Annotated in this window: 8 protein-coding genes; 2 read left to right on the forward strand and 6 right to left on the reverse strand. The window is 64.3% G+C overall.

Annotated elements, in window-relative coordinates:
- Together ACE3OA_RS21250 and ACE3OA_RS21255 are read right to left on the reverse strand one after the other, a co-directional pair.
- On the reverse strand, window positions 1-1,592 hold a 1,592-nt coding region (locus ACE3OA_RS21250), incomplete at its 3' end, for an FAD-dependent oxidoreductase (protein WP_374314605.1).
- 138 nt (window positions 1,593-1,730) lie between these two features.
- On the reverse strand, window positions 1,731-3,293 hold the full coding sequence (locus tag ACE3OA_RS21255; protein ID WP_374314607.1) for a trimethylamine methyltransferase family protein: 1,563 nt from the start codon (window positions 3,291-3,293) through the stop codon (window positions 1,731-1,733).
- A 147-nt stretch (window positions 3,294-3,440) separates the two neighbouring features.
- Between ACE3OA_RS21255 and ACE3OA_RS21260 the strand changes: the two genes are divergently transcribed.
- On the forward strand, window positions 3,441-4,355 hold the full coding sequence (locus tag ACE3OA_RS21260) for a LysR substrate-binding domain-containing protein (RefSeq protein WP_374314609.1): 915 nt from the start codon (window positions 3,441-3,443) through the stop codon (window positions 4,353-4,355).
- 116 nt (window positions 4,356-4,471) lie between these two features.
- On the opposite strand, the gene ACE3OA_RS21265 is transcribed toward ACE3OA_RS21260, so the two are convergent.
- From ACE3OA_RS21265 to ACE3OA_RS21280, 4 genes are all read right to left on the reverse strand, one after another.
- Entirely contained in the window at window positions 4,472-4,732 is a 261-nt protein-coding gene (locus ACE3OA_RS21265; RefSeq protein ID WP_374314611.1) for a zf-TFIIB domain-containing protein, read from the reverse strand.
- Window positions 4,733-4,821: 89 nt separating this feature from the next.
- Window positions 4,822-5,460 carry a hypothetical protein gene (locus ACE3OA_RS21270; protein WP_374314613.1) on the reverse strand — a complete coding sequence of 213 codons (639 nt, stop codon included), beginning with the start codon at window positions 5,458-5,460 and terminating at the stop codon, window positions 4,822-4,824.
- Window positions 5,457-6,608: an AI-2E family transporter gene (locus ACE3OA_RS21275; protein ID WP_374314615.1), complete on the reverse strand. Its 1,152-nt coding sequence runs from the start codon at window positions 6,606-6,608 to the stop codon at window positions 5,457-5,459. Before ACE3OA_RS21275 ends, ACE3OA_RS21270 begins: the two co-directional genes overlap by 4 nt.
- A gap of 157 nt (window positions 6,609-6,765) precedes the next feature.
- Window positions 6,766-7,824: a DUF2066 domain-containing protein gene (locus ACE3OA_RS21280; protein ID WP_374314617.1), complete on the reverse strand. Its 1,059-nt coding sequence runs from the start codon at window positions 7,822-7,824 to the stop codon at window positions 6,766-6,768.
- Window positions 7,825-8,017: 193 nt separating this feature from the next.
- Between ACE3OA_RS21280 and purM the strand changes: the two genes are divergently transcribed.
- Window positions 8,018-9,091, forward strand: a complete 1,074-nt coding sequence (purM, locus tag ACE3OA_RS21285) for a phosphoribosylformylglycinamidine cyclo-ligase (protein ID WP_374314619.1) — start codon at window positions 8,018-8,020, stop codon at window positions 9,089-9,091.

Here is a 9,091-nt window from a genome sequence, read left to right on the forward strand (position 1 = left end):
AGGATCGAGCCCTTGGGCGTCAGCGTGTAGGCGAGCGTCACGCGGTTGGATTTCGGCAGCGCACCGCAGATGAGGTGATCGAGCCAGGCTTCCGCCCCCTTCCCCTCGACGATGAATTTCGAGAAGCCGCCGAGATCCATGATGCCGACGGCCTCAGCCACCGCCTTGCATTCCTCGCGCACCGGTTCGAACCAGGCCTGCTCGGCGCGGTGAAAGGAGAGCTTGAGTCTAGCTTCTTCCGGATTGCGCGGAAAGTAGGCCGCACGTTCCCAGCCGCCACGAGCGCCCATGACGGCGCCCTTGCTGGTCAACTTCTCAAAGAGCGGCGTCTTCAACCGCGGGCGGCCCGCCGGTCGTTCTTCGTTCGGGAAGCCGATCGCATATTCGTTCTGGTAAAGCTCCTCGGCCTTCTCGATCGTGTATTTCTGATCGGCAAAGACCGTGTAGCGGCGATGATCAAGCCCCCACAGATCCCATTCCGGTTCGCCGTGCACGACATATTCGGCAATCGTCTTGCCCGCACCGCCGCCCTGGCAGATGCCGAAGCTGAAGCAATTGGCGTTGTAGAAATTCGTGAGGCCACGCTGCGGCCCGATATAGGGGTTGCCGTCCGGCGAATAGGGGATCGGCCCGTTGATGACCTTCTGCACCCCCACGGTTCCCAGAACCGGCACGCGCGCCACCGCCTGCTCGATATAGCTTTCCAGCCGGTCGAGATCGTCCGGCCAGAGCTGGAAGGCGAATTCCTTTGGAATGCCGTCATGCCAATCCGATTTGCAGTCCCATTCATAGGGGCCGAGGATCAGGCCGTCACGCTCCTGCCGGAGGTAATAGGAGACATCAGGATCGCGCACCAGCGGCAGCTTCTCCTTGCGCGCCGCCAGTTCCGGGATCATCTCAGTGATCAAATACTGGTGCTGCATGGCGATGATGGGGAGGTATTGCCCGACCATCGCCGCCACTTCGCCGGCCCGATAGCCGGCGGCATTGATGACCTTCTCCGCCACGAATTCCGTGCCGTCCTTGGTGGTGATCTTCCACTCACCGCCGGGCTGCTGCTTGATCGAGGTGACGCCATTGAAGCGCAGCACCTTGGCGCCCAGATCCTTGGCACCCTTGGCCAGCGCTTGCGTCAGCTGCGAGGGGTCGATGTCACCGTCATGGGCGTCCCACAGACCGCCGACGATGTCGTCCATCTCCATCAAGGGGTATTTGTCCTTGATCTCCGACGGGCTGAGCAGCGCATAGTCCAACCCTTGCGCTTTGGCCATCGCCACCGAATGCGCGAATTCCTCCATGCGCGCCTTTTTGTGCGCAAGGCGGATCGAGCCGGTGATGTGATAGTTCATCGGGTAGTCGACTTCCTCGCCCAGCGTCTTGTAGAGCTTGGCCGAGTAAGCCTGCATCTTCATGATGTTCCAGGAACCCGAGAAGGTCGGCACGTTGCCGGCCGCATGCCAGGTCGACCCCGAGGCCAGCTCATCGCGCTCGATCAGCACGCAATCCTTCCAGCCGAGCTTTGCCAAGTGATAAAGCGCCGATGTACCGACGACCCCGCCGCCGATCACCACTACCCGCGCATGCTGCGTCATTCTGATCCCCTGGAAATCAATAGTCCGTTCCTAACATCGTCATGCCCGGGCTTGACCCGGGCATCCACTCTCTCAATTGCCCCAGTGGATCCTCGGGTCTTCGCCCGGGGATGACGCCTCAATAGCGTAATTGCACCCTCACCCCTTGCGCATGAACTCCCGCTCGAGCCGCACCGGGAACTTCGCGCGAATGGCGTCGTCGACATGCTGCGGAATATGCGCCGGGAAGTGGTTGTTCATGATTGATTTGAGCTTCTTCTGCGCGCGGGCCACCGAATCGGGCCGGCCTTGCTCGACCCATTCCTTCGGATTCGAGCGGTCGCCGATCATCGGATAGACATATTCCGTCTGCATCAGCTGCAAGGTCTGCTCCGAGCCGAGGTAATGGCCAGGACCTTCGAGGCAGGTCTTGCGGATGGTTTCGATGGAGAGATGTTCGTCCGACACATCGATGCCTTTGATCGTGCGCTGGGTGGCGCCGATGATGTCGTTGTCGATGAGCAGGCTTTCCAGGCAGAAGCCCAGCAGGCTCGCATGCATGCCGGCCGATTCGTAGATCATATTGGCGCCGGCATTGCCGACCAGGGCGTGGTTATAGGCCTTCTCATAACCCGCCTGCGCGTCCGGCGTCTTCGAATCCGTCATGCCCGAGGCGGTGCCGCCGGTGAGGTCGTAGAACTGCGCCATCTGTGCCGAGGCAGCCGAGAGCAGCGCCTGTTCCGGCGAGCCGCCCGACATGGCGCCGGTCCTGAGATCCGAAACAAAGCACCAAGTGCCGAAGATCGCGGGTGCCCCCGGCTTGATCGCGTTCACATAGACGAGGCCGGCGAGACATTCCGCCACTTCCTGCACGATGGCGCCGGCCAATGCCGCCGGCGCCGTGGCACCCGCCTGGCCCGCCGAGAGCAGCAGCACCGGCATGCCGCCACGGACCGCCACTTCGAGGCAGCGGCAGGCATCCTGGGCGAACTTCAGCGGCGGCACCACGAAGCAGTTCGACTGGCTGACGAAGGGGCGCTCGCGCCACTTGTCTTCGCCACCGGCAATCATGTGCAGCATCTCGAGGCTGGCTTCGAGATGTTTGGGATCGACCCAGCTAGAGCCCACATGCTTAGTGGTGCCGGAGACGGCGGCGTAGCAGGTATTGAAATCCATCTCGAACGGATCGGGCAAATCGCGGCACACCACCGAGCGCTGATAGAAATGGATATGATCCAGCGTGTCGACGATGCGCGAAATGTCGTACTGGTCCTTGGTCACCGAATCCCGGTAATCGCCCGTCACCGGATCGACCATGTGGACGGCCGCCCCCGCCGTGCCGAAATAGACCTTTTTGTCCCAGGGGTGAAGATCGTGGCGCGGGTCCTGCGCATAAAGCGGGAAGCGGCGCGCGGCTTTGGCCAGTGCATCCTCGACCACGGCGCGCGGAAAGGTCAGGCGACCATTGGCATTCATGACGGCGCCGGCCTTGGTCATCACCTCGATACCGCTGGGGATCGCGTCGGCCATGCCGATCTGCTCCAGCACGTCGAGCGCGGCGTTGTGGATCTTCAGCACCTCGGCCTCGGTCAGTGGCTTGTAGCGGCCGCCTTCCATGCCGGCGCGGACCGGTTGCTGGTTGTCGGGCAAGGGGGCCGCTCGGGCCGCGCGCCGCGCCTCACGGCCGCCGCGCCGCACCGTGGTGTCCAAAGTCGTGCTCATGAATGCTCTCCTTAAGGCGGACGCGATAACCCCGCGTTTTCGGCGGGATATTCGCCCCGCGAGCCCTTCCCGGCAAGCGACCCTTCTTCAGCTTTTCATGAAATCATTTCATGTACAGAGCCGAAAAAATTCGCTAAATCATGCTGCATGGCGAAACGAAATCTCCCATCGCTGAAATCGCTTCAGGCTTTTGAGGCAGCGGCCCGGCATTTGTCGTTCCGCGTCGCCGCCGAGGAGCTGAGCCTCACCCAATCGGCCATCAGCCATCAGGTGGCTGGGCTGGAGGAGCGCCTGGGCACCTCCCTCTTCCGCCGGGCGGCGCGTCGGGTGGAACTGACCGAGGCCGGGGCGCAGCTCTATCCATACCTGCGCGACGGGTTCGACCGGCTGGCGCAGGGCGTGGGCCTCGTGGACCGGGTGCGGATTTCCGGCGATCTCGTCGTGCAGGTCTATGTGACGGTGGCGGTCCGCTGGCTGCTGCCGCGCCTTCATCAGTTCCAGGCGGCGCACCCCGATATCCTGGTGCGGCTGTCGACCAGCCAGCTCGATTGGGAATTCGACCCGACCACCGGCGATCTGGGGTTGATCTGCACCCGCACACCGAACGGCCCCGGCATCCATTACACACATCTCTTCGACGCCAAGCTCGTGGCCGTCTGTTCGCCCGCCGTGCAGCGGGCGGGGCTAGGCCTGCGGCAGCCAGCCGACCTCGTCAACCACGCCATGCTGCAGGTCTACACCGCCGCCGAGGATTGGCATGATTGGCTGGAGGCAGCACGTCTGCCGACGCTGAAAGGCCGCGCCGCGCCGAAGTTCGATTCCTATCTGCTGGCCATCGAAGCGGCGATCGAAGGCCAGGGTGTCGCCGTGGTGCCGGAATTCATGGTGGCGCCCGACCTCAAAAGCGGCCGCCTGGTGAAGCCCTTCCCCGAAATCGAAGTGCGCCACGGCGCCAGCTGGTACCTCGCCTGCCTCGAAGAGCGCGTGAAGGAACCCAGGATGCAGCATTTCCGCGACTGGCTGGTGGCGGAGATCGCGCAGGATGCGGCGTTCGCTGGGTAATCCCCCCTTGAGGGGGAGGCCGCGCGGCACGCGCGGGTGGGGGTATGCTTAGGCCGGGTTCGCTTCCACGACACCCCCCTCCCCGACCCTCCCCCTCAAGGGGGGAGGGAGAAAACTCAATCGAACAGCTCGCTCAGCCAGGATTTCCGGCTGTGATGCTTGTGCTTGTAATGATCGTCATGATCGCGCCGCTGATAGGAGCGGTCTTCGCGCCGCGGTTCGGATGGCGGCGGCGCCACATCGCGCTGGCTGCGTTCGATGATCTTGTCCAGTTCGCCGCGATCGAGCCAGACGCCGCGGCATTTGCTGCAATAATCGATCTCGATTCCCTGGCGGTCGCTCATGACAAGGTCCTGGTTGCAGGCCGGACATTTCATCGATGCGTCTCCCTTCTGGCTGGACTTTCGTGATTCAGTCAGATGGTTTCGCGGCGGCCTTTCTGCAAGGGCTTGAAACTTGCCACCCGCTATCCCAATACCCGCTTCACCAAGGGCACGGTGATGGCACGGCCTTCGGCGAGGGCGGCGCGGTCGAGACGGTCGGCAATGTCGGCGGCGGCGGCGAAGCTGCGTTCGATCTGGCGCAGCAGATAATCGATCACTTCCGGCGCCACATTGATCTGGCGGTCGGCGAAATGCTTGACGAGGATTGCGGCGAGCAGGGCATCGTCGGGAGCCGCCACTTCGACCGTCGGCAGAGCCTTCAATCGCGAGGCGAGATCGGGCAGCTTCACGGGCCAGCGCGCCGGTGCCTCGCGACTGAGGATGAGGAGCGCTCCGCCCTCGTTCTTCATTCGGTTGAGGAGGTGAAAGAATGCCGTCTCATCGAGCTGCGGTTCGTCGAGGATCAGCCGGGGTGCCGCCGGCAGTTCCGGCAGACTTGTCGGCGCCGACAGAAAGAGCGCGCCGGATTTTTCCTGGAAGACATGCGCGAGATGCGTCTTGCCGCATCCCGTCGGGCCATGCACGGCCAGCACCGGCCCCGGCCAGTTCGGCCAGGCGTCGATGAGGGCCAGAGCCGCCGCATTGCTGGTCGAGGTGACGTAATCCGCCGCCCCCATCGCGCGGCGCGATGGCAGATCGAAGGGGAGCTGGCGCCCGCTCATTTGGGCTCCGCGAGCCCCGGTTCAGAGGCGCCCGGTTCCGCAACGTCGTGATGGCCGTGATAAAGCGGGCTCATCAGATAGCGGCCGATGCCGAACCGGACGAGGACGCCGATCGCCGCCGCCACCGGCACGGCGAGCAGGAGGCCCACGAAGCCGAACAGCGCACCGCCGGCCAGCAAGGCAAAGATGATCCAGACCGGATGCAGCCCGACGCGGTCGCCCACAAGCTTGGGCGTCAGGAAATTGCCTTCCAGCATCTGTCCCACCAGGAAGACCACCGCCACCGCCACCGGCCCATGCCAGCCATCGAAGGAGGCAAGGGCGATCGCCATCGAGACGATGAGACCGGAGAGGCACCCGACATAGGGAATGAAAGTAAGGAGACCGGCGAGGAGGCCGATCACCAGGCCGAAAGGCAGGCCCACGATCATCAGCCCCACGGCATAGAAGATGCCGAGCACCAGGCAGACCGTGGCCTGGCCGCGGATGAAGCCCGCCAGCGTCGTGTCGATGGCGGCCATCTGAGCGCGGATCGTATCGGCATGGTCGCGCGGCAGCAGATGATCGACACGGTCGATGATGAGGTCCCAGTCGCGCAGCAGGTAGAAGGTCACCACCGGCGTGATGAAGATGAGCGAGAGCAGGCTGGCCAGGGCCGCACCGCCCGAGACGACGCCCTGCACGGTCTGCGTCACGAAGCCGAAGATGGAGCCGAGACGGCTGCGCAACAGCCCGCCGAGATCGTCGAGGGCCGGCAGATCGAAGCGCACGCGCAAGGTTTCATAAAGCGGCAACAGGCGTTGATGCGCGCGTTCGACCAGGCCCGGCAGGCTGTCGACAAAGGCCGTCAACTGGTCGAGCAGCAGCGGTATGATGAGCAGGAAAGCGAGAATGACGATGAGCGCGAAGGCGACCGTCACCAGTGCCGTCGCCAGCGTGCGCGAACAGCCCCATTTTTCCAGCCGGTCGCAGACCGGATCGAGGAAGTAGGCCACACCCATGCCGGCCACGAAGGGCAACAGCACAGCGCGCAGCAGATAGACCAGGATGAGGAAGACGAACAGGGCCGCGAGATAACTGGGCCAGCGCCGCGGCCTGGGCGGCGGCGACTCCTCGAACTCGATATTGATGTCGCGGATGTCGGTCATATTGCTCGTTCTATCATTCCCTCGGTCGTGAACCCTCTCCCCTCGCGGGAGAGGGCAGGGTGAGGGGGTCTCTCATTCAGTCTCGCGCCCGCCACCCCCTCACCCCACCCCCTCTCCCGCGAGGGGAGAGGGGCTCGGTGGGAGTGGCAGATGGCTCTCACGGCGTCGGCGTCGCGGTGCTGCTGGCGCCCAAGGTCAAAGTCGCCATGCCTTCGCCGCTCGGCACCAGCAGGAGGTCGGCTTGGCTCAGCGCGCGGATGAACTGCGCCTCGTCGCCGGCATAGGAGATTTCCAGCTCCGCCCCGCTCTTGGCCAGCTCCTTCAGATTGACGCCCTTGATCAGGCTTACCGAGCCCAAGCGCCGCTTGATCGCGACCCATTGCTCGATCCCGGCCAGGGGCACATGGACGGCAAGCTCGGAACGCTGGTTGGGATCGACCAGATTGGCGCTCTTCCAGGCGCCTTCCAGCATCGCCTGCACGGTGGCGACCCCCTGGGCCATCAGCCCGTCGGGATCGCCGGCGGGGCCGGTCAGCCGGTCCTGAAACTTCTCCGCCCCGTCGGCGCCATATCGCGTGACGTTGAGCGCAAGGCTGCGCTGGCCGTCGGCACCGGGAGCACTCATCTGCGCCTCGGCCACCACCACGTCGCCGGCCTGATAGCGATCGCCCATGAATTCGAGCTTGGGCTCGTTGCCGCCCAGCGCCTCGGTGGCGGAAAGCGTGTTCTGGTCATCAAGATCGCCGCGCGGCACCACGATGGGGACCAGCGCATTGCCCGCTGGCCGGCCGGCCCAGCTGGCGAGCCACTGATTGGTCGGGCCCCAGAGGCCGGTCGTCCCCGTCTCGTCCGTATAGACGGGAATGAGGAGCATCTGCTTGGCGCGGGTCTCGGCAAAAGCGATGCCCTGCGCGCTCAGATATTCCTGGATGGGCGCGGAGGCGAAGCGGATGGTGTAGCGGCCGACATAATGGGTGGCCGCCATCTTCTCTTCTTCGATCTCGACATCCGCGACCCAGCCGCCGATCTCGTCATCGGTGGGCAGCGTGAGCCCCGACACCTGGTCGGCCGGGGCGATTTCGGCCAGCACTTTCTTCAACGCCTCGCGCTGGGCTATGACCACCGCCTGGTCGCGCAAGGTGGCGGCATCGCCGGTCACGTCGACCGGCACGCCGCTCGCCACATAAACATTCTGCGCCAGGGCCGGCTGAGACACAAAAAGTCCCGCGAGCAGCGCCAATAGGACCGAGAAATTGCGAATCGAGAAGCCCGCTGGGGCCATTGCAAACCACCCTGAAATGCGTATTGTCCGACCGAGCTTATAGCAAATCTGTGCCCAAGGAAGCCAGAAGCCGTATCGGCTTCGGCCCCGCCGGCACCAGCAATCACAAGGACTTACGTAGAGCACCATGGGCAATGGCATCACTTACCGCGATGCCGGGGTCGATATCGATGCCGGCAATGCCCTGGTCGAAGCAATCAAACCGCTGGCCAAAGCGACGGCACGCGCCGGCACGGAAGCGGGATTGGGTGGTTTCGGCGCCTTTTTCGACCCCAAGCGGGCCGGTTTCCGCGATCCCATCCTGGTCGCCACCACCGACGGCGTCGGCACCAAGCTGAAGATCGCCATCGACGCCGGCTGCCATGACACGATCGGCATCGATCTGGTCGCCATGTGCGTCAACGATCTGGTCGTGCAGGGGGCCGAGCCGCTCTTCTTCCTCGATTATTTCGCCACCGGCAAACTGGACGTCGAAACGGGCAGGAAGATCATCAGCGGCATCGCCGACGGCTGCAAACAGGCCGGCTGCGCCCTCATCGGCGGCGAAACGGCGGAAATGCCCGGCATGTATGCCAAGGGCGACTACGACCTCGCCGGCTTCGCCGTTGGCGCCGTCGAGCGCGACGCCGCCATCACGGGATCCAATGTGGCCGAAGGCGACATCGTTCTGGGTCTGGGCTCGTCGGGCGTCCATTCCAACGGCTATTCGCTGGTCAGGAAGATCGTCGAAGTGAGCGGCCTTTCCTATGATGCCGAAGCGCCCTTCGCCAAGGGCGAGCGGCTGGGCAATGCGCTCCTCACGCCCACCAGGATCTATGTGCGATCCTGCCTTGCCGCCATCCGCGCCGAAAGCTCGAAGCTGGGCGGGGTCAAGGCGCTGGCGCATATCACCGGCGGCGGCCTTCTCGAGAACATCCCGCGCGTGCTGCCTGGGCACCTGGCCTGCACCATCGATGCGGCGACCTGGACCCTGCCGCCGGTCTTTGGCTGGATGCGGAAAGTGGCCGGCACCGACCCGCAGGAAATGGCCCGCACCTTCAATTGCGGCATCGGCATGATCCTGGTAGTGGGCCGCGACGATGCCGCGCATATCGCCAAGATCCTGCGCGATGCCGGCGAAACGGTGAGTGAAATCGGCCGCATCGTGGCGCGGGCCCAGGGCGCCGCCGGCTGCGAGGTTCGCAACACCGGGCAATGGTAA

It is taken from the genome of Dongia sp., assembly GCF_041906375.1.
Lineage (GTDB): Bacteria > Pseudomonadota > Alphaproteobacteria > Dongiales > Dongiaceae > Dongia.

Bases quoted from the DNA above. Each gene is read 5' to 3' on its own strand.
- ACE3OA_RS21270 (WP_374314613.1), bottom strand. From the start codon at position 5,460: ATGAGCGGGCGCCAGCTCCCCTTCGATCTGCCATCGCGCCGCGCGATG.
- ACE3OA_RS21260 (WP_374314609.1), top strand. From the start codon at position 3,441: ATGGCGAAACGAAATCTCCCATCGCTGAAATCGCTTCAGGCTTTTGAG.
- purM (WP_374314619.1), top strand. From the start codon at position 8,018: ATGGGCAATGGCATCACTTACCGCGATGCCGGGGTCGATATCGATGCC.
- ACE3OA_RS21265 (WP_374314611.1), bottom strand. From the start codon at position 4,732: ATGAAATGTCCGGCCTGCAACCAGGACCTTGTCATGAGCGACCGCCAG.
- ACE3OA_RS21255 (WP_374314607.1), bottom strand. From the start codon at position 3,293: ATGAGCACGACTTTGGACACCACGGTGCGGCGCGGCGGCCGTGAGGCG.
- ACE3OA_RS21275 (WP_374314615.1), bottom strand. From the start codon at position 6,608: ATGACCGACATCCGCGACATCAATATCGAGTTCGAGGAGTCGCCGCCG.